18 protein-coding genes and 1 riboswitch are annotated in these 19,576 nt (G+C 37.6%); of the genes, 9 read left to right on the top strand and 9 right to left on the bottom strand.

Translation table 11 applies throughout. The features are described from left to right. The first annotated feature begins 17 nt into the window (after positions 1-17). The 3 genes from ACPLVE_RS02570 (at position 18) to rlmD (ending at position 4,091) form a co-directional block, all read left to right on the top strand. Positions 18-434: an acyl-CoA thioesterase gene (locus tag ACPLVE_RS02570; RefSeq protein ID WP_424609564.1), complete on the top strand. Its 417-nt coding sequence runs from the start codon at positions 18-20 to the stop codon at positions 432-434. Between the two features lie 120 nt (positions 435-554). Continuing rightward, positions 555-2,669 (top strand): glucan 1,4-alpha-glucosidase, encoded by a 2,115-nt coding sequence (locus ACPLVE_RS02565; RefSeq protein ID WP_424609562.1) that lies wholly within the window; start codon positions 555-557, stop codon positions 2,667-2,669. A gap of 63 nt (positions 2,670-2,732) precedes the next feature. Then, complete coding sequence (gene rlmD, locus ACPLVE_RS02560) at positions 2,733-4,091, top strand: 23S rRNA (uracil(1939)-C(5))-methyltransferase RlmD (RefSeq protein WP_424609560.1); 1,359 nt, start codon at positions 2,733-2,735, stop codon at positions 4,089-4,091. A gap of 71 nt (positions 4,092-4,162) precedes the next feature. Here the strand turns inward: rlmD and ACPLVE_RS02555 are convergent, their stop codons facing one another. Next, a complete protein-coding gene (locus tag ACPLVE_RS02555) occupies positions 4,163-5,512 on the bottom strand; it encodes an MATE family efflux transporter (protein WP_424609558.1) in 1,350 nt (449 codons plus the stop codon). Positions 5,513-5,681: 169 nt separating this feature from the next. On the opposite strand from ACPLVE_RS02555, the gene ACPLVE_RS02550 reads away from it, so the two are divergent. Together ACPLVE_RS02550 and ACPLVE_RS02545 are read left to right on the top strand one after the other, a co-directional pair. Further along, positions 5,682-6,584 (top strand): DUF1848 domain-containing protein, encoded by a 903-nt coding sequence (locus ACPLVE_RS02550; protein WP_424609556.1) that lies wholly within the window; start codon positions 5,682-5,684, stop codon positions 6,582-6,584. Between the two features lie 68 nt (positions 6,585-6,652). Next, complete coding sequence (locus ACPLVE_RS02545) at positions 6,653-7,429, top strand: alpha/beta hydrolase (protein WP_424609554.1); 777 nt, start codon at positions 6,653-6,655, stop codon at positions 7,427-7,429. Positions 7,430-7,566: 137 nt separating this feature from the next. Here the strand turns inward: ACPLVE_RS02545 and pepT are convergent, their stop codons facing one another. Together pepT and ACPLVE_RS02535 are read right to left on the bottom strand one after the other, a co-directional pair. Then, positions 7,567-8,796 carry a peptidase T gene (pepT, locus tag ACPLVE_RS02540; RefSeq protein WP_424609552.1) on the bottom strand — a complete coding sequence of 410 codons (1,230 nt, stop codon included), beginning with the start codon at positions 8,794-8,796 and terminating at the stop codon, positions 7,567-7,569. A gap of 18 nt (positions 8,797-8,814) precedes the next feature. Then, on the bottom strand, positions 8,815-9,312 hold the full coding sequence (locus ACPLVE_RS02535; RefSeq protein WP_424609550.1) for a nitroreductase family protein: 498 nt from the start codon (positions 9,310-9,312) through the stop codon (positions 8,815-8,817). A 176-nt stretch (positions 9,313-9,488) separates the two neighbouring features. On the opposite strand from ACPLVE_RS02535, the gene ACPLVE_RS02530 reads away from it, so the two are divergent. Continuing rightward, a complete protein-coding gene (locus ACPLVE_RS02530) occupies positions 9,489-10,844 on the top strand; it encodes a glucose-6-phosphate isomerase (RefSeq protein WP_424609548.1) in 1,356 nt (451 codons plus the stop codon). A 29-nt stretch (positions 10,845-10,873) separates the two neighbouring features. Here the strand turns inward: ACPLVE_RS02530 and glgP are convergent, their stop codons facing one another. Continuing rightward, positions 10,874-12,496 (bottom strand): alpha-glucan family phosphorylase, encoded by a 1,623-nt coding sequence (glgP, locus tag ACPLVE_RS02525; protein WP_424609546.1) that lies wholly within the window; start codon positions 12,494-12,496, stop codon positions 10,874-10,876. Positions 12,497-12,997: 501 nt separating this feature from the next. Next, positions 12,998-13,097: riboswitch (SAM riboswitch) on the top strand. Between the two features lie 61 nt (positions 13,098-13,158). Here glgP and ACPLVE_RS02520 point away from each other — a divergent pair. The 3 genes from ACPLVE_RS02520 to ACPLVE_RS02510 are packed head-to-tail and all read left to right on the top strand — an operon-like array spanning position 13,159 to position 16,983. Next, the gene (locus ACPLVE_RS02520; protein ID WP_424609544.1) at positions 13,159-14,064 is read left to right on the top strand and encodes a methylenetetrahydrofolate reductase; all 906 of its coding nucleotides are present in this window, start codon (positions 13,159-13,161) and stop codon (positions 14,062-14,064) included. A gap of 12 nt (positions 14,065-14,076) precedes the next feature. Then, positions 14,077-16,503: a homocysteine S-methyltransferase family protein gene (locus tag ACPLVE_RS02515; RefSeq protein ID WP_424609543.1), complete on the top strand. Its 2,427-nt coding sequence runs from the start codon at positions 14,077-14,079 to the stop codon at positions 16,501-16,503. A 24-nt stretch (positions 16,504-16,527) separates the two neighbouring features. Then, positions 16,528-16,983: a YbaK/EbsC family protein gene (locus ACPLVE_RS02510; RefSeq protein ID WP_424609541.1), complete on the top strand. Its 456-nt coding sequence runs from the start codon at positions 16,528-16,530 to the stop codon at positions 16,981-16,983. 79 nt (positions 16,984-17,062) lie between these two features. Here the strand turns inward: ACPLVE_RS02510 and ACPLVE_RS02505 are convergent, their stop codons facing one another. The 5 genes from ACPLVE_RS02505 to ACPLVE_RS02485 all read right to left on the bottom strand — a co-directional run bounded on the left by ACPLVE_RS02505 (position 17,063) and on the right by ACPLVE_RS02485 (position 19,458). Next, positions 17,063-17,635, bottom strand: a complete 573-nt coding sequence (locus ACPLVE_RS02505) for a manganese catalase family protein (protein WP_424609540.1) — start codon at positions 17,633-17,635, stop codon at positions 17,063-17,065. A 16-nt stretch (positions 17,636-17,651) separates the two neighbouring features. Then, complete coding sequence (locus ACPLVE_RS02500; RefSeq protein ID WP_424609539.1) at positions 17,652-17,909, bottom strand: spore coat protein CotJB; 258 nt, start codon at positions 17,907-17,909, stop codon at positions 17,652-17,654. A gap of 10 nt (positions 17,910-17,919) precedes the next feature. Next, positions 17,920-18,042, bottom strand: coding sequence for a spore coat associated protein CotJA (locus ACPLVE_RS02495; protein ID WP_424609538.1), 123 nt, complete (start codon positions 18,040-18,042; stop codon positions 17,920-17,922). A gap of 124 nt (positions 18,043-18,166) precedes the next feature. Beyond that, on the bottom strand, positions 18,167-19,294 hold the full coding sequence (locus ACPLVE_RS02490) for a sodium ion-translocating decarboxylase subunit beta (protein WP_424609536.1): 1,128 nt from the start codon (positions 19,292-19,294) through the stop codon (positions 18,167-18,169). Between the two features lie 14 nt (positions 19,295-19,308). Further along, positions 19,309-19,458 carry a hypothetical protein gene (locus tag ACPLVE_RS02485; RefSeq protein WP_424609534.1) on the bottom strand — a complete coding sequence of 50 codons (150 nt, stop codon included), beginning with the start codon at positions 19,456-19,458 and terminating at the stop codon, positions 19,309-19,311. Positions 19,459-19,576: the final 118 nt, after the last annotated feature.

Genomic DNA, 19,576 nt, shown 5'->3' with positions numbered 1-19,576 from the left:
TTTAAGGAGTGATTTATATGCATATTTGGGATGCGGAAGTAAGGGTCCGCTATGGTGAGACCGATAAAATGGGAATAGTTTACTATGCAAATTACTTTAACTGGTTTGAAATTGGCAGGACAGAGTTTTTCCGCTCTTTAGGGATGAGCTACAGGGATTTAGAGGAAAAAGACGTAATGCTTCCTGTAATCGAGGCTCACTGTAAATATTTTTCTTCTGCTTCTTACGATGATATGATTATAATAAGGACTCGACTTGAATTTGTGACGGGAACTAGAATAAAATTTTTATATGAAATAATAAGGAAAGACGATGGGAAACTTTTGGCTCAGGGTCATACCGAGCACCCTTTTACTGATAGTACGAGAAAACCGATAAATTTGAAAAAGGTTTTGCCAGAGGTATATCAAATGTTGTTGGAATGTGTTCAATGACCAGGGAGTTTAGGTATATATTACATAGAATTTGGATATAATTGTCATAGAGGGTAACCTTCTCTTTTCTTTTTTTTTGATATGCTGACAAACGTTTGCGCGTGTAAGGGGGAAAAGTTAATGATTAAAAAAATCAGCATTTTTGTTATGATTTTAATGTTTTCCGTTGTTCTACTTTCTGGATGTACTTCTGATGTCTCATATGTCAAAATAGAGCATTTAGATAAATCAGAAGCCCCTCAACAACCTGGAGAAAGAGGTACCTGGGGACCTGGGCAAAAGCAGGGAATCGGTACTGCTAATAATGATATATCGAAAGTTTGGTTTACTTTATCAAGAGGAGCTATATCGGAAGTTTATTACCCTGCTATCGACAGGGCTAATAGTAAATTTTTAAAATTTATCGTCACAGACGGGAAAACTTTTGTTTCAGATGAGACAATTGATTCAACGAGCAAGGTAGAAAGGATAAATGACAGGTCTTTAGCCTATCGGCTTGTCAATGTGGATAAAGATGGACGTTATAAAATAACCAAAGAAATTTTTACTGACCCCCGAAGAAACTCACTTGTAATGAAGGTCAAATTTGAAGCTTTGAAAGGAAATTTGGAAGATTATAAGCTTTATTTGTTGTACAGCCCTCATATTTTTAATCAGAGCGCAGATAATGAAGGGTATGTAGTAAGAGCAAATGGGGTATATAGCTTTTTAGCTAAAAGGAACGATGTATACTCTGCTTTGATGACTGATGCAGCATGGAAGGGATATTCTATAGGATATAATGGTGTAAATGATCCTGTAACTGATTTGAAGAAAAACAGGCGCCTTGTATATAGTTTCGATAAAGCAAGGGGTAATATAATAGAGGGGATTGAAATTGATTTAAAGGACAAAGCGGAGTTTAAGGTTGTACTTTCATTTGGGGAAAGCGAAGAAGAGGCTTTAAAGACAGCTCTTAGCACTTTAAAGGATAATTATGATAAAATGTTAGGTGTTTATATAGCAGAATGGAATAAGTACTGTGATGGCCTCAAAAACTTTAATAAAAAAGCAGACGAGCTGTATTATACAAGTTTGATGTTTTTAAAGGCCAGTGAGGATAAAACTAACAAAGGGGCTTTTATCGCTTCTTTATCGATTCCCTGGGGAGAAGGACAGGGAGATGAAAATAAAGGGGGATATCATTTAGTTTGGGCAAGAGATCTATACCACATAGCTAATGCCTTTATTGCAGCTGGAGATATAGATTCTGCTAATAGGGCTTTGGATTTTATGACAGAAGTGATTGAAAAGAATGGTTTTATGCCACAGAATACCTGGATAAATGGGGAACCTTACTGGAATGGCATTCAAATGGATGAACAGGCTGACCCTATAATTTTAGCGTATCATCTTAAACGATATGACCTGTACGAGAAACTGGTTAAGCCTTTAGCTGACTTTATAGTAAAAGTAGGTCCAAAGACCGGTCAGGAGCGGTGGGAAGAGATAGGAGGATATTCACCTGCTACTATGGCCGCTGAAGTAGCAGGACTTGTATGTGCTGCTGATATTGCAAAACAGAATAAAGATATGGAAAGATGGAAGAAATATCTTGAAACAGCAGATAAATGGCAGAAGCTAATAGATACACTTACCTATACAACGAAAGGACCGTATGGAAATGGAGAGTATTACATACGGATTGCGGGACTACCAGACCCCAATGCAGACTTTTTGATAGGAATTGCTAATGGAGGAGGTGTTTATGATCAAAAAGAGATCGTAGATCCGAGCTTTTTGGAGCTTGTAAGATTAGGAGTAAAAGCTTATGATGACCCAAAGATATTGAATACTATTTCGGTAGTTGATAGCCTCCTTAAAGTAAATACTCCTAAAGGGCCTTCGTGGTACAGGTACAATCATGATGGCTATGGTGAACCCGCCAAAGGAGAACTTTATCATGGCAAAGGTAAAGGCAGATTATGGCCTCTTCTTACAGGAGAGAGAGGGATGTACGAAATTGCAGCAGGGAAAAAAGCAGATGACTATCTAGAGTATATGAGAAATTTTGCTAATGAAGGTTTTGTCTTGTCAGAGCAAATTTGGGAAGATACAGGACTGCCTACAGATTCGGCTTCTCCTCTCAATTGGGCTCATGCGGAATATGTGGTGCTTTTTGCATCTAACATAGAGGGGAAGGTAGTTGATATGCCACAAATTGTATATAAAAGGTATGTATTAGGGGAGAAGTAAAACTCCTCTATATTTTTTCTTTTTGCGATAGGTTATAATACTCTTTGGAGGAGGGAAGCGACCTTGAATAAAGTAAAAATAGGTGAAAAATACGAAGTAGATATCACTAGTATGGGACACGAGGGGGAGGGAGTTGGAAGAATCGATGGAATAGCTGTTTTTGTGAAAGGAGCCTTAAAGGGAGAAAGAGTTATTATAGAGATAGAGGAGGTCCATAAAAATTACCTTAGAGGCCGCACAGTAAGAATATTGAAAGAGTCCCAACATAGAGTAAATCCTCTTTGTCCCTATGCTGATAGGTGTGGTGGTTGTTCTTTGCAACACTTAAGTTATAAAGGCCAGCTTGAATACAAGACTCAGAAGGTAAAGGATAATCTAGAGAGAATAGGAAAGATTTATACAAAAGTTCACTATGCGATAGGAATGGAGAATCCATTGAATTACAGAAACAAAGGGCAATTTGTAGTGGACGAAATAGGGAAAGAAAAGATAACAGGGTTTTATTCTTTTCATTCCCACGAAATTGTACCTGTAGATAATTGTCTTATACAGCATCCTTTAAGCAATAAGGTCGTAGAAGGGGTAAGAGAGTGGTTAAAGGAATGCGATGTGAGTGTTTATGACAGAAAGAAAGGAGATGGGCTTGTAAGACATGTAGTGCCAAAGGTTGCTTTCAAAACTGGCGAAGTTATGGCAATAATTGTTGCGAATGGCGATGATATACCTTGCAGAGAAAAGCTGATAAAGACTCTGGAGGAAAAAGTTGCTGGACTCAAAAGTGTGATTTTAAATGTCAATACCAGCAGGGGCAAAATGGTTTTGGGAAATAAGAATATTGTAATTTATGGGAAGAGCACCATTGAAGATTTTATAAAAGATTTAAAATTTGAGATATCTCCTCTTTCTTTTTTTCAGGTAAACCCCGTTCAGACAGAAATTTTATACGATAAAGCTATTGAGTACACCGGGCTAACAGGGAAGGAAGTGGTAATAGACGTTTATTCAGGAATTGGAACCATCTCTTTGTTTGCAGCAAAAAAAGCCTCTTTTGTGTACGGAATTGAAGTGGTAAAAGAGGCGGTAGAGGATGCAGAAAAGAATGCTCAAATAAACGGGGTGAAAAATGTAAAATTCGTATGGGGTAAAGCAGAAAGAGAAATAGCCAAACTTTACAAAGAAGGAGTAAAAGCGGAAGTTGTAATAGTTGACCCGCCAAGAGATGGATGCGATAAGGAAGTTATAAAGGCTATTGTGGGTATAAACCCGAAAAGGATCGTGTACGTATCCTGCAATCCTTCCACTCTTGCCAGAGATTTAAGGTATTTAGAAGATGCGGGCTACAGGACAGTAGAAGTACAGCCTGTTGACATGTTCCCCTATACTTATCATGTGGAAAGCGTGGCTTTGTTACAGAGGATGTAGAAGACATAATAGCTGACCTCGATCAGGCTTTGAAAGAAGTAGAAAAAGTCTAAAAGAGCGGTAAAAGGGAGTTACCCTTTTACTGCTCTTTTTAGTTTGTTTATCTCTCTCTTGAAGAATAGGTACATGGCAGTTCCCTCGAAAGACCACTGGAGAGCAGTTACAAACCAAACTGCTACGACTCCCCATTTAAGGATGTATATGACCACGTACATTAAAGGCAATCGAATCAGCCAGCTTGAGATTGTGGATATGATAAAAGGAATTTTTGTATTTCCACTTCCTTTTAAACCACCCCCGTACACCATTCCTAGAGCCATAAAGGGCTGTTCTATTGAAGCTACCATAAGGCATAAAGCTCCCACTGCTATTACTTCTGGATCGTTTATGAAGGCTCTCATTAAAAGTTTGGGTATTGTGAGAAACAGTAAAGACATTGTTCCCATGATAGAGGCGGCAAATGTGGCAGAAATTCTCGTGTACCTAATAGCCCCTTCATAATTTTTTGCCCCCACCATTTGTCCTGCCATAGTGGTTGCAGCGACAGCAAATCCCCATCCTGGCATGAAGGAAATAGACTCTATAGTTGTAGCTATTTGATTTGCAGCAAAAGCTACTGTGCCCAGATGCATTATCATGAAAATAGATAAGAGCCTACTTATATCAAAAGCTGCTTCTTGAAGTGAGGCGGGAATAGAAAGTTTTATTATTTCTGTGGCTAACTTATGATGATATTGTAAAACATCTCTAAAAGTTAGATTCAAGGTTTTCTGGATTATATAATACCATAACACAAAGGCAAATCCTACTATGTGGGCGATTGTCGTAGCAATAGCAGACCCTTTAACCCCTAGAGCAGGAAAGCCCAGCTTTCCAAAGATTAGAATCCAATCCAGTAGAATGTTGAGTATCACTACAATAGCAGCAGCTGTCATGGGAGTTTTAGTGTTTCCTGTAGCTCTTAAAATGGCATTTAATGTGCTCATCACCATGTTGAAGAATATCCCTACAGAAGCTATTTTCATAAAAACTTTTCCCAGCGCAAGGACGTTTCCACTTGCACCAGCTAAGATTAGTATTTTTTCTGCCAGTAGGAACATTAGAGAAGAAATTATAGAACTGCCTAGTATCCCTAAAAAGATTCCCTGACTGGCATACCTTTTTGCCTTTTCAAATTCTTGAGCTCCAATGCTTCGAGCAACATAAGAGGTAACTCCTATGGCTATTCCCATTGTTACAAATATTGCAGCGAAAGTGTATATTATTTCTGACGCTAGTCCTACAGCGCTAACGCTGTCTTTTCCGCCGAATTGTCCCACCATCATGGTGTCCAGTACCCATACTACCATGTAAAGAAGCATTTCCCCTACAGCAGGTAAAGCCAAGTTGAGTATTTCTTTTACTTCTTTTTTGCTACTCATATAACACCCCCTGAAACTAGTACAAAGCAAGCTTTAACGCTGTTTTATGTATAGTTCAAAAATTGCACTAACAGTATTATAACACATGCACTTTTATTGACATAATAAAACATCAGTGATAAAGTTAAAGTGCTGATAAAAAGCATGAGTATGTGAGAAGAGGGAAAGTATGATAGTAAGTGCTAGCAGAAGGACTGATATACCAGCTTTTTATAGTGAATGGTTTTTTAAAAGACTTGAAAAAGGTTTTGTTATGGTAAGGAATCCTTTTAATTTTCACCAAGTGACAAAAGTTCCTCTGACAAAGAATTGGGTGGAGGGTTTTGTATTTTGGACAAAAAATCCTGCGGAAATGATGAAAAAACTGTATCTCCTTGAGGAATATCCTTACTATTTTTTGTTTACTTTAAATCCATACGATAAGGCAATTGAAAGAAATGTCACGGACAAAGATTTAGTTATAAAAATTTTTCAAAATCTTTCTAAAACAATAGGTAAAGAAAGAGTGATATGGCGCTATGACCCAATAATACTTACTCCGGAATTTGATATCAAATATCATGTAGATAGCTTTAAATGGCTAACCTCTCATTTAGCCGACTTTACGGAAAAGTGCATAATAAGTTTTGTAACTTTTTACTCTAAAATAGAAAAAAATTTAAGAAAAATAGGAGCACATCCCATAAGTAGGGAGGAGAAGATAGAAGTCGCTTCAAAATTTTATGAAATAGCCAAGGAAAATGGAATTAAAATAGAAGTATGTGCTGAAGAGGAAGACCTTTCTCCTTTTGGAGTTTTTCCTGCAAAATGTGTGGATAAATCTCTCATTGAGAGAATATCAGGGAAAAAATTACAGGTTAAAAAGGATAAAAACCAGAGAAAATTTTGTGGATGCGATGAAAGTGTTGACATAGGAACTTACGATACATGCCTTCACGGATGCATATACTGTTATGCCAATTCAAGTAGAGAAGCGATAAGAAAAAATGTAAAAAATTTTGATATTAATTCTCCTCTTTTATGCAGTCACTTAGTGGAAGGAGATATAGTAAGGGAAAAAACGAAGGGTTAGTGGAAAAGTTTTCTTATATGTAGTATAATTGAGTTAACTAAGTTGCCAATTTCTTGGGGGGTGATACTATGCAGAAGGCTGTCGAATTCACATACGATGGCAAAACGTTAAGAGGTATGTTGCATTTACCTGACGAAGCTCGCGAAAAAGTTCCTATGGTAGTTATGTTTCACGGTTTTACAGGAAATAAGGTAGAGTCTCATTTTATTTTTGTAAAAATGTCCAGAGCTTTGGAAAAAGCGGGAATAGGCAGTGTGAGATTTGACTTTTACGGTTCAGGGGAAAGCGATGGAGATTTTAGTGAAATGACCTTTAGCGGTGAATTAGAGGATGCACGACAGATTTTAGATTTCGTTAAAAGGCAGCCGACTACGGATGTAGAAAGAATAGGTCTTTTGGGACTCAGTATGGGAGGAGCTATAGCAGGTATAATAGCTAAAGAGAAGAAGGAGGATATTAAGGCGCTAGTCTTATGGGCACCTGCTTTTAATATGCCGGAGCTCATAATGGCAGAGGGAGCAAGGCAGTATGGAGCAATCATGGAAAGTCTAGGATATGTTGACATAGGTGGGCTAAAACTCAGTAGAGATTTTGTAGAGGATATAGCTTTATATGATATTTTTAAAATGTCCAAAGGATATGATAAAAAAGTGTTGATAGTCCATGGGACTAAGGATGAGGCGGTAGAATTTAGTGTTTCCGATAAGATATTAAAAGAGGTATATGGCGATCTTGCTTTCCGAGTAGCTATAGAGGGAGCAGACCATACCTTTAAAAATCTCGAGTGGGAAAGGAAGGCAATAGAAGAATCTGTAAAATTTTTTGAGGAGCAACTAAAAGGATAGCAAATAAGCTATCTTCAGTTGGTTGACAAAATAAAGAAGTGGCATTTTGTGTGTAAATGCGATTTACAAGCATTAACACAAAATGCCACTTAAAATTAAGGAAAACTTTACTAACAAAACAAAAGATAACAAATAAGCTATTCTTTTTTTCCATAAAGTTCTATGATTTTTACTATAACTTCCACAGCTTTTTTCATCGATTCTACAGGTATAAATTCGTATTTACCATGGAAATTATGGCCTCCTGTAAAGAGGTTGGGCGTAGGAAGTCCCATAAAACTCAGTCGTGCTCCGTCAGTTCCTCCTCTTATTGGTACTACCTTTGGTTCTATCCCTAGAGACCTCATTGCTTCCATGGCAGTTTCTACTATGTGCATGTGCTTTTCTATAACTTCTCTCATGTTATAATACTGGTCTTTAAGTTCCAGCTCTACTGTACCTTCACCATATTTTTTATTTAGAGTTTCTACTACCCTTTTTATGTATTCCTTTTTATCTGAAAAAGTCCGTTTGTCAAAATCTCTTATGATGTAATACATTGATGTTTCTTCTACAGTGCCTTGAAAGTTATTTAAGTGGTAGAAGCCCTGATATCCTTCTGTGTGTTCAGGTCTTTCTAGTTCTGGCAGCATGTTTTGAAGCTCTATTCCTATTAAAATGGAATTTTTCATTTTGCCTTTTGCGGTTCCAGGATGAACGTTTCTGCCGTGTATCTTTATTTTGGCGCTAGCAGCATTGAAATTTTCGTACTCTATAGTGCCAAGTTCTCCTCCGTCTACAGTGTAGGCAAAATCGCAGCCGAATTTTTTTACGTTGAATTTGTCTACTCCTCTTCCAATTTCTTCGTCAGGAGTAAAGGCAATTTTTACATTGCCATGTTCTATTTCCGGGTGATTTATCAAATACTCAATTGCGGTGATTATCTCTGCTATTCCAGCTTTGTCGTCAGCCCCCAAAAGGGTAGTGCCATCTGTTGTTATCAATGTCTTTCCTATGTAGTTTTTCAATTCGGGGAATTCACTGGGAGAGAGGATTATGCCCTTTTCTTTGTTTAGCACTATGTCATTTCCGTCATAATTTTCAATTATTTGCGGTTTTACGTCTTTACCGCACATGTCAGGGCTTGTATCCATATGAGCTATAAAACCTATTGTAGGGATTTTTTTATCTGTGTTGGCAGGAAGCAGTGCTGTGACGTATCCATTTTCGTCTACCTCTACCTCAGATAGTCCTAATTCTTTTAATTCTTTTGCCAGTTCTCTTGCAAAGATAAGCTGTCCTTCTGTACTCGGGAAAGTGTTGGAATTTTCATCTGAAGTTGTGTGGTATTTTACATATCTCAAAAAACGTTCAACTACTTTTGACAATTTTACCCCCTCTTTCTCTTAAAATTTTTCCCAGTGTAAAACTTCAGAAAGGTCTTTTTTGTATTTGGGTTGTGGATCTTCAGCAGGGTAACCGAGCGATATTATTGATATCATGCGGAGATTATCAGGCACGTTTAAGTATTCATTTATTTCCTTTTCATAACTTCTATTATAACCTGCTACCCAGCAAGAACCTATTCCATAGGCAGTGGCTGCAAGTAGTATGTTTTGCGTAGCAGCGGAACCGTCTTCTAAATGATGTTTATTGTCTTTTTCGCAGTATACTATCACACAGGCTGCTGCATCTTTGATAAAATCTCCGTAGGTTGTTTTTTCTGATATGAATTTGAGCTTTTCTTTGTCTGTTATGACAATGAAGTGCCATGGCTGAGCATTATTTCCACTAGGGGCAAGTCTTGCACAGTCTATGATATCTTCTAAAATTTCTTTTGGGATGGGTTTATCAATGTATTTTCTTATGCTTCTCCTCTTTTTTAAAACTTCTAAAGCCTCCATAATTGCACCTCCTCCTTATATTATATCCCATAAAGTAAAAATTCCAAAAAGATTGACAGAAATTTATGGGTATGTAAAAATAAAGCTAAGTAAACTTATACATACTTTTGAAAAACTTGAACAACATAGATTTATGGTATAAAATAAGTATGTAAATAAAGAATGGAGGTTTACATATGAGGAAATTGATAGGTTTTGATTATTCAAAAACATTGCAATTTGTAAGTGAAAAGGAAATTGAATATATGGAAAGGCATGCAAAGTTATCTCTTGAGATGGTACTTAATAAAAATGCTCAAGGAAATGACTTTTTAGGATGGGTAAGTCTTCCCAAAGATTATGATAAATCAGAGTTTGAACGCATAAAAAAAGCAGCAGAAAAGATTCAATCAGATTCTGATGTGTTTGTAGTTATAGGTATAGGTGGTTCTTATTTAGGGGCAAGAGCGGCAATTGAAATGCTTTCTCATTCCTTTTATAATTTATTGCCAAAAAGTAAGAGGAAGACGCCGGAGATTTATTTTGCTGGAAACAGCATAAGTTCTACATATTTAAGTGACTTACTTGAACTCATAGAAGGAAAAGAAGTTTCTATAAATGTAATATCTAAATCTGGCACGACAACAGAACCTGCAATAGCTTTTAGAGTATTTAGAGATTTTATGGAGAAGAAATACGGCAAAGATAAGGCCAGGTCTAGAATATATGTTACTACAGACAAAGAAAAAGGTGCTTTGAAAAAATTAGCTGATTCCGAAGGGTATGAGACTTTTGTGATACCTGATGATGTAGGAGGAAGGTATTCTGTACTCACCGCAGTAGGACTTTTGCCTATAGCAGTAGCGGGTATAAATATAGACGAAATGATGGAAGGAGCGTACGAAGCTTCAACTGTATATACAAAGGAAGATTTAAATGAGAATATAAGCATGCAGTATGCTATTTTGAGAAACATTCTTTACAGAAAAGGGAAAGTCATAGAAATATTAGTGAATTACGAACCAAGGCTTCACTATTTTGCTGAATGGTGGAAACAGTTATTTGGCGAAAGCGAGGGGAAAGACCAAAAGGGAATTTACCCTGCTTCTGTAGATTTTACTACTGACCTTCATTCTATGGGACAATTCATACAAGAAGGCAGCAGGAACATATTTGAAACTGTATTAAATGTGGAGAAACCTGCGAAAGATATCCTCATAAAAGAAGATAGAGACAACATAGATGGGCTTAACTTCCTGGCAGGGAAGACGATAGATTTTGTAAACAAAAAAGCTTTTGAGGGGACGCTTCTTGCTCATACAGACGGAGGAGTGCCCAATTTAGTAGTTAACATTCCGGAAATAACGCCTTTCTACTTTGGAAATTTAGTTTACTTCTTTGAAATGGCTTGTGCAATAAGTGGATACCTAAATGGCGTTAATCCTTTTGACCAGCCGGGAGTAGAAGCCTATAAGAAAAACATGTTTGCGCTTTTAGGAAGACCTGGATTTGAAAAAGAAAGGGAAGAGTTAGAAAAAAGATTGAGGGGATAGTAAAAAGTCCGGGTACTCACCCGGACTTTTTATTTGGTATACATAAGGTCATAATATTCTTGAAGCATTCTATTTGCAGAAAAGGCTTCAAAAGTAGTTCTTATGCTTTCTTTCATCATTTCTTCCCATTTTTTCTTATCGTTGTAGTAAGTGGGTACTACTTTATTGAGAAGCACATCATATAGAGCTTCTGCATCGTGCTTATCAAGTTCTTCAAAGTTATCTGATTCAAACCCATCTCCAAATTGCCAGCCATTTACTCCATCAATGCAGGCTTCTGGCCACCAACCATCAAGAATGCTCAAGTTTAAAACTCCATTCATCGCTGCCTTCATGCCAGAAGTTCCGCTTGCTTCAAGAGGCCTTCTTGGATTGTTTAGCCATACATCTGCTCCTCTTGTCAACATCTTGCCAATGGTCATGTCATAGTCTTCCAAAAATACTACACTGTCAGGATATTTTTTTGCCATGGATACTATTCTTGCCACGATTTCTTTTCCTACATCATCCAGCGGATGGCCCTTTCCGGAAAATACTATTTGTATGTCTTTTTCTTTTAAATATTTCCCTATAATTTCTTCATTCGTAAAGATTAAATCACTTCTTTTATAAGGAGCTGCTCTTCGTGAAAAGCCTATGAGAAGTTTATTTGCATCCAATTTTACTCCTGTTTTTTTATATACGAAGTCTATTAATTCTTTTTTAAGAAGGTTATGGGTTTCTAAAAGTCCAGAACCTTTTTTGTAGGCTTCTATAATTCTTTCGTCTACCCAGGTACCTCTATGGATTCCATTGGTTATGGAGATTATTGGCGCTTTATTTTCTATATGCTCCCACATTTTATTGGCGGTCTGACCATGTAGCTTGGATACGCCGTTTGCAATTTTAGAAAGCCTTAATCCAGCCACCGTCATATTAAAAGGCACTCCACCGATTTGAGCCATCTGTTCTATAGTAAGCCCGTTGTTGGCACCCATGTACATTAAAAGTTCTAGGTCGTGGGATTCGTTCCCCTCTTTTACAGGAGTATGAGTAGTAAATACTATTTCCCTGCGAGTCGCTTCCCAGGCTTCTTCAAAAGTTAGCCCTTCGTTTTCCATTTTTTCTCTTATGAGTTCGATTCCTGCTAATGCAGCATGACCTTCGTTGAAATGATATATGTCTACATCTATTCCTAAAGCTCTTAAAGCTCTTACACCACCAATTCCCAGTACGATTTCTTGTGCAACCCTTTCCTCACCAAACCAGCCGTAAAGCTGTCCGGTTATCCATCTGTCGCCGTTTTCGGGGATGTCTGTGTCCAGAAGATAGAGAGGGGCGTTATCAAAACTGTCTACCAGCCATACTTTGCAATACACATCTTTATTTCTTATTTTTACTTTTACTTTCACTCCCGTGTCTTTCAAAAAGTCATAATTTCGAGTGTAGTTGCGGTATGCATCATAGGGATATCCATCTTCACCAATGTGTTGTTCAGTATAGCCCTGTTTCCAGAGTATTCCTATTCCTACTACTGGGAGATTCATTTCTTTTGCAGCTTTAAGGTAATCCCCTGCTAGAATACCTAAACCTCCAGCGTAAAGTTTGAAATTTGACTCAAGGCCGTATTCCATACAAAAATAAGCTACTCTCGGAAGTTTTTTATTTTCCATATTGATCCTCCTTATTTGTGCAGTAGTTAAGTATATTATAATATTAAACTTTTAGTTATGCAAGGGCTTGCACAAGCTATTAAAAATAAAAATAGTGTTATTGCTCAATAATTTTTATATCTTATGTACGGGCCACTCAGTGAATGCTAATACTAAAAGCATTATAAAATTCACAATAGGTATATACATCAAAAGGCCATATGTTCCTCCATAACCAGTTTTATCAAAAATTTTCCACCAGATTAAACCGTAAAGTATAATTGATGCAATAGAAAGGATACCAAAAATAAGAGATGAGAACATGAAAAACATTCCTTTCTCGAAAATTTATATTCTTTACAATCATAGTATAGCAAATAACATAAAAAATTTACAGATTTATTTTAAAAAAGTTAAAGGCCTGCAAAATCTTTAGAGAGGACTAAAAAATTTCTATTGACATAGGAGTTAATCCATAGTATCATATAGTTTAAATAGTTTAACAATTTAATACTTTAAAATCTCTTATCAAGAGAGGTGGAGGGACTGGCCCGATGAAACCCGGCAACCAGCCTTAGTGCATGGTGCCAATTCCTGCAGCGGTTTCGCTGAAAGATGAGAGATTCTTGGAGTCTCTTCTTTTAGCGAAGGGACTTTTTTATTTTTAAAAAGGAGGGGCATAGATGTTGAAAAATGATAGGTTGTGTAATAAACTTAAAGAAAAGAAATTTGTGATAACCGTGGAGATTTCTCCGCCAAAAGGGATTGAAGTAACCAAGGCTATAGAAGAAGCACGTAAGTTAAAAGGGATAGTGGACGCTATTAATATAACCGATTCTCCGATGGCAAACATGAGGATGAGTCCCATTGCTCTTGCGCACATACTTCAAGATCATCTCAATATCGAAACTATTTTTCATTTGACTTGCAGAGACAGAAATCTTATAGGGCTTCAATCAGAGCTTTTAGGGGCTTATGCCTTGGGAGTCAGAAATATATTAGCATTAACAGGGGATAGCCCTCTGTTAGGAGATACACCTCAAGCAAAGGGCGTATACGATGTAGATTCTATTGGGCTTTTAAGGATGATAAGGGCCTTGAATTCTGGCGTTGATTATAATGGAAATAAGATTGATTCTCCCACTTCTTTTTGTGCAGGAACAACCGCTAATCCTAATGACCTAAGGAAAGAAGCTATAGAGAAACTTTATCAAAAGGTGGAAGCAGGAGCAGAATTTATACAGACTCAGCCGGTATATGATAAAGAAGTTCTTTTTAAGTTTTTAGATAAGGCAAAAGAAGTAAAGGTGCCTATTTTGGTTGGCGTTCTTCCATTGAAGAGCTATAAAATGGCTTTAAAGTTGATAGAAAAAGTACCTGGGATAGAAATACCTAAAAGGATATTAGAAAAACTCGAAAAGGGTGGAAAAGAAGAGGGATTGAGACTAGCTGTCGAATTCATTGAAGAGATAAAAGATAGGGTTGCAGGTATTCACGTGATGCCTATGGGAAGTGTGGACTTCGTTTTTGAGATACTTTCGCGGATAGAAGAAATGCCATTAGTGGAAAAAGAAGTTGAGACAAAGTAGGGGGGACATGATTTGATAGACATTTTTAAGGAGTGTAGAGATAGAGTAGTAGTGTTTGACGGTGCTATGGGTACCCAACTTCAAGAACGGGGACTTAAAGCGGGTGAATGCCCAGAATATATGAATTTGGAAAAGCCGGAGATAGTTTTTGATGTACACCAAGGTTATGTTGAGGCAGGAGCTGAAGTAATAGAGACCAACACTTTTGGGGCAAATAGGATAAAACTTAAAAAATATGGCTTGGAGGATCGTGTAGAAGAGATCGTAGTGAAGGGAGTGGAAATTGCAAGGAAAGCAGCGAAAGATCTACCAGTAGCTCTTTCAGTGGGTCCAACAGGGGAACTTCTTGCGCCCTTTGGAGACATGACATTTGATGAAGCTTATGAGGTTTTCAAGGAAGTAGTTGTTGCGGCAGAAAAAGCAGGGGCGGATATAGTGCTTATAGAGACAATGTCAGATATGCTAGAGGCAAAAGCTGCGATTTTAGCAGCGAAAGAAAATACGAAATTGAAAGTGATATGTACAATGACATTCCAAGAAGATGGGAGAACTCTAATGGGCTCAGACCCAGTCACTGTAGTGGTAAGCCTTCAAGGGCTGGGGCTTGATGCTATAGGGGTCAATTGTTCAACAGGTCCAGATAAAATGGTGGATGTTGTGGAGAAGATGGCTCAAGTGGCTCGCATTCCTATAATAGCTCAGCCAAATGCAGGAATGCCTGTTATAAGAGATGGCAAAACGGTTTACGATTTAAAGCCGGAAGAATTCGCGAGTTTCTTTCCACAACTTGTGAAAAAAGGGGCTTCCATAGTAGGAGGATGTTGTGGAACTAATCCTTATTATATAAAGCTTGTTAAAGAAGCAGTTTATGGTTTAAAACCTAAGAAAATAGAAAACAGATTCACAGCTGTTTCTTCTAATACGCGCACAGTTTTTATAGGGAAAGAATATCCTTTGAGAGTTATAGGAGAAAGGATCAATCCTACCGGCAAGAAGAAATTAAGTGAAGCCCTTGTTAACGGAGATGTTGGGTTGGCTGTTGAAGAAGCTTTAAAGCAGCAAAAATGCGGTGCAGAAATACTGGACGTCAATGTTGGAGTTCCGGGAATAAAGGAAGAAGAGATGCTTCCTAAAGTGGCTTTTGCAGTAGCCAATGCTGTAGATTTGCCTTTACAGTTGGATAGCACAAGTGTGGCAGCTATAGAAAAGGCAATAAGAGTTTTAAGAGGTAGACCTATAATAAATTCGGTTAATGCTAAAGAAGAAAGCTTAAGGGAGATCCTGCCGATAGTTAAGAAATATGGAGCCTGTGTCGTGGGTTTGACTGTGGGAGAAAAGGGTTTGCCCAAAGACAGGGAAGAAAGAGTTGAAAATGCTAAGAAAATATTAGAAAAAGCTAAGGAGTACGGAATTCCCGAAGAGGATGTCATAATAGACCCTGTCGTCCTTACTGTTTCTTCTGAACAGTCAGCTGCTGTGGAAACTTTAGAGGCGATTAAAGAAATAACAGAGAATTTGGGAGTAAATACAGTGGTGGGGCTCAGCAATATCTCATTTGGGCTTCCAGAGAGGAAGTTGATAAATTCTGCTTTTTTGGCGATGGCCGCAGCTTATGGGCTTACTACAGCTATTGTTAATCCCTGTGATGAAGCGCTGATGGATACCTTGCGAGCTTCTATGGTCTTACTCAATAAAGATAAGGGAAGTCAGTATTATTTAAGGATTTATGGGCAGAGGGCAAAATCAGAAGAAAACAGGGGAAATGATCGGATTTTAAGAGGAGAAAATAAGGAATTAAATGAAAGGCTTTATGAGCAGATTTTAGAGGGGAAAAAGGCTGGAGTTGAGGATGTGGTAAAAAGACTTCTTGAAGATAAAGATCCACTTTCTATTGTAGATGATGTGATAATTCCTGCTCTTAAGGAAGTGGGGGATAGGTATGAAAAAGGGATATACTTTTTGCCACAGCTGTTAAGTTCTGCGGAGGTGGTTCAAGGAGCTTTTAAACTTATAAAGGAAAGGCTTCCCAAGGGAAGCGCTTCGAAGGGAACCATAGTATTGGCTACAGTAGAAGGAGATGTTCACGATATAGGCAAAAATATAGTTAAAGTATTACTTGAAAATTACGGCTATGAAGTCATAGACCTTGGCAAAGACGTCAAGGGGGAAGTCATAGTAGAGACAGTTAAAAAGACCGGTGCCCCTTTGGTGGGATTGAGTGCCCTTATGACTACTACTCTTTTCAATATGGAGAAGATTATAAAAATGCTTAAAGAAAAGACAGAAGCAAAAGTGATGGTAGGAGGAGCTGTTTTAACAGAAGATTATGCCTTTAAAATAGGAGCAGATTACTATGGGAAAACAGCACAAGATGCTGTCAAGATTGCAGATAAGTTTTTCTTAAAGCAGGCTTTGGTTTGCAAAACCTGCAGTTTTTAAAAAAGTTTTGATGAGGTGGTAGAATTGTCTAAAGAAGCTGTAGAAAAGTTTCTTAAAGAGAGAGGTATAAAACTTGAAGTGAAGACCTTTGAGGATACTAGCACTGTAGAAAAAGCAGCTGAATCTTTAGGTGTTACTCCTGGTGAAATAGCAAAATCAATGCTTTTTAAACTGAAAGACAGGTATATCATGGTAATTACATCCGGTGACAAAAAGATAGATAACAAAAAATTTAAAAATACTTTTAAAAGCAAGGCAAAAATGGCCACTCCAGAAGAAGTGCTTGAAATTACAGGACATCCTGTGGGAGGAGTTTGTCCTTATGGTCTAAAAACCCCTGTTGAGGTATATTACGATGTTTCTTTAAAAAACTATGAGATAGTATATCCGGCAGCAGGTGATGTTAATGCTGCTTTAGAAGTCAGGGTAGAAGATCTGGATAAAATTGTAGAAGGAGAATGGGTAGATGTATGTGAATGATTGTGTTTCCCTCCTTCCAACAAGAAGGGCAATTCCTTTTGTATGATTTTTTAATTAAAGGAATTGCCCTTCTTGTTTTTTAGAAATATTTTTTATGTTGCAAATATTCTTGTATATCCATTAGAGTTTCACCAAAACGCTGGAAATGAACTATTTCTCTTTCTCTTAAAAAGCGCAGTGTGTCTTTTACACAAGGGTCATCTGTAAGATTTATAAGGTGTTCATACGTGGATCGAGCTTTTTCTTCGGCTGCCATGTCCTCATGAAGGTCTGCTATTGGATCGCCTTTTGCTTGTATATAAGCAGCACTCCAGAGCATCCCGGTGGTATCTACATAAAAAGGTGTTTTATCATGTTCTACATAGTATTCTCCCAGACCTTCTCTTTTTAGTACTTCTTCCGGAACTCCTTTTAAGAGTTTGAATACAAGGGTAGCTATTATTTCAAGATGAGCCATCTCTTCAGTGGCTATATCTGTCAATATAGCTTTTGCTTTTCCAGTTGGCATTACAAACCTCTGCGTTTGGTACCTTAGTGCTGCAGCTAATTCCCCATCCGGTCCGCCGTACTGAGCTATCAAATATTTTGCCATTTTTATATCTGGTTTACATACTTTAGCAGGATACTGGAGCTTTTTTTCATATACCCACATCTTTTCCACCTCAATGTCAGTACTCTATTTCCCAAGGCCAGGGCTCTTCTACCCATTTCCATGGATATTGACTCTGACAGTGGCCAAAAGGCATTAGAGGGCCATAGTACTGAGCGTACTGCTGCTTCAATAGGGATAACTGTCCTGAATAGTAGTTATAGTCGTTTAGCGCTTTCTGGTCTTCGGGATGTGTGTCAAGGTACAAGTTTAAGTCTATGCATACGAATTCCAGTTCCATAATTTTTTTGAGGAGTTCTATCTTATTAGCTTCCATTTATTTCACCTCATCTTTCAGCCTTGTAGGGTAAATCCAATTCAGGGAAAATGGTGCCTTTTCTGAGGGCTTCTTCTGGTGGGTATGCCGATATATATTTTTGTATGATTACATAGGCTTGAGCAAGCCTCATACTAATGCCTTCCTGAGTAAAATTTTGGGGGTGATAGTTTTGATAATACATGACATATACTCCTCCGAAGAATATAATTTGCTATATACTATTCAAAAATTACCCTTGATGTTACAAAAACTTTTCAGTGGACGCCCAACAAAACCAGCATTATTCCTCCTGCTATTGCCGTTCCAAAGACTCCTGCCAGGTTGGGCCCCATAGCATGCATTATCAGGAAATTGTATGGATTTTCTTTTATGGCGACGGAGTGAGAAACTCTTGCTGCTATTGGTACAGAAGCAATACCAGCAGATCCGATAAGGGGATTTATTTTTCCGCCAGAAAGGTAGTTTAAAAGCTTTGCTCCCAAAATGCCTCCTGCAGTTCCTGTCATAAAAGCGATCAGTCCAAGGGAGAGTATTTCTAAAGTTTTAAGAGTCAAGAAGGTATCTGCTTTCATTGTGGAACCTATAGATACACCGAGAAGAATGGTTATAACGTTCATAAATTCTCCGCTTGCTGTTTTTGCAAGCCTATCTACTACCCCAGCCTCTTTTAGAAGATTGCCCAGCATGAACATGGTTATAAGAGGAGCTATGGGAGGGAGTAGAAGGTCTATTATAATGGTTATGAATATAGGGAAAACTATTTTTTCTGTCTTTGATACGGGACGAAGTTGTTTCATCATTATCTGTCTTTCTTTTTTTGTGGTAAGAAGCTTCATGATTGGGGGCTGTATCAATGGCATTAAAGCCATATAAGAGTAAGCTGCTACTGATATTTGAGCCATAAGATGTGGTGCCAATTTTTGTGTTACGTAAATTGCCATCGGACCATCTGCACCGCCAATAATTCCTATTGCTCCGGCTTCAAATATGCTAAAACCTAAAAGTTTTGCCCCGATTAAGGCGATGAATATCCCTATGTGAGCAAAGGCTCCGAGTATCATTATGCTGGGGTTTGCAATCATGGGACCAAAATCTGTCATTGCTCCTACTCCTAAGAAAATGAGAGGCGGATAGATAACCTTTTCAACCCCTAAGTAAAAAAAATGTATGAGACCTCCGGGATCTAATAACCCTGTGCCGGGGACATTTGCAATTATGCTTCCAAATCCTATTGGCAGCAGAAGAAAAGGCTCATATTTTTTTACAATTGCCAAGTATATCAAAACTATTCCTACTATTATGAGTAATATATTCCTCCATGTGATATGGACAAGGCCTGTAGTATGAAGCATATCTTGAAAAAGTTTGAGCAATAACTCCATTTCTTACACTCCTTTTATTTTTTTGTGCTAAAAAATTTTTCTAATTTACCAAACAAGGGAAAAATTTTAGAGAGTATGGCTCCAATTAAAAGAAGGAGCAATGAAAGTAAAATCATATCTACTATAGAAAGATAGACGGCTCCTAACACAGTATCAGGTATCATTCATATCACCTCACAATACTTTTGCCCAAGTTTTAGTATACAATTTTATTTAATTTATGTAAAGGTTTTTTAAAAATTACATTAGAAATATAAGTGAAATTGGGGTATAATTTGTAAT

The sequence above is a fragment of the Caldanaerobacter sp. genome (assembly GCF_049701115.1).
Taxonomy (GTDB): Bacteria; Bacillota; Thermoanaerobacteria; order Thermoanaerobacterales; family Thermoanaerobacteraceae; genus Thermoanaerobacter.
Note: the sequence above shows the minus strand (reverse complement) of the source record. Positions and strands in the feature narration are given on the sequence as shown.

Excerpts from the sequence above, each read along its gene's own strand:
- ACPLVE_RS02490 (WP_424609536.1), bottom strand. The coding sequence starts at position 19,294 with ATGGAGTTATTGCTCAAACTTTTTCAAGATATGCTTCATACTACAGGC.
- ACPLVE_RS02555 (WP_424609558.1), bottom strand. The coding sequence starts at position 5,512 with ATGAGTAGCAAAAAAGAAGTAAAAGAAATACTCAACTTGGCTTTACCT.
- ACPLVE_RS02545 (WP_424609554.1), top strand. The coding sequence starts at position 6,653 with ATGCAGAAGGCTGTCGAATTCACATACGATGGCAAAACGTTAAGAGGT.
- ACPLVE_RS02535 (WP_424609550.1), bottom strand. The coding sequence starts at position 9,312 with ATGGAGGCTTTAGAAGTTTTAAAAAAGAGGAGAAGCATAAGAAAATAC.
- ACPLVE_RS02530 (WP_424609548.1), top strand. The coding sequence starts at position 9,489 with ATGAGGAAATTGATAGGTTTTGATTATTCAAAAACATTGCAATTTGTA.
- ACPLVE_RS02505 (WP_424609540.1), bottom strand. The coding sequence starts at position 17,635 with ATGTGGGTATATGAAAAAAAGCTCCAGTATCCTGCTAAAGTATGTAAA.
- ACPLVE_RS02565 (WP_424609562.1), top strand. The coding sequence starts at position 555 with ATGATTAAAAAAATCAGCATTTTTGTTATGATTTTAATGTTTTCCGTT.
- ACPLVE_RS02495 (WP_424609538.1), bottom strand. The coding sequence starts at position 18,042 with ATGAGGCTTGCTCAAGCCTATGTAATCATACAAAAATATATATCGGCA.
- glgP (WP_424609546.1), bottom strand. The coding sequence starts at position 12,496 with ATGGAAAATAAAAAACTTCCGAGAGTAGCTTATTTTTGTATGGAATAC.
- ACPLVE_RS02500 (WP_424609539.1), bottom strand. The coding sequence starts at position 17,909 with ATGGAAGCTAATAAGATAGAACTCCTCAAAAAAATTATGGAACTGGAA.
- ACPLVE_RS02550 (WP_424609556.1), top strand. The coding sequence starts at position 5,682 with ATGATAGTAAGTGCTAGCAGAAGGACTGATATACCAGCTTTTTATAGT.
- ACPLVE_RS02485 (WP_424609534.1), bottom strand. The coding sequence starts at position 19,458 with ATGATACCTGATACTGTGTTAGGAGCCGTCTATCTTTCTATAGTAGAT.
- ACPLVE_RS02520 (WP_424609544.1), top strand. The coding sequence starts at position 13,159 with ATGTTGAAAAATGATAGGTTGTGTAATAAACTTAAAGAAAAGAAATTT.
- ACPLVE_RS02570 (WP_424609564.1), top strand. The coding sequence starts at position 18 with ATGCATATTTGGGATGCGGAAGTAAGGGTCCGCTATGGTGAGACCGAT.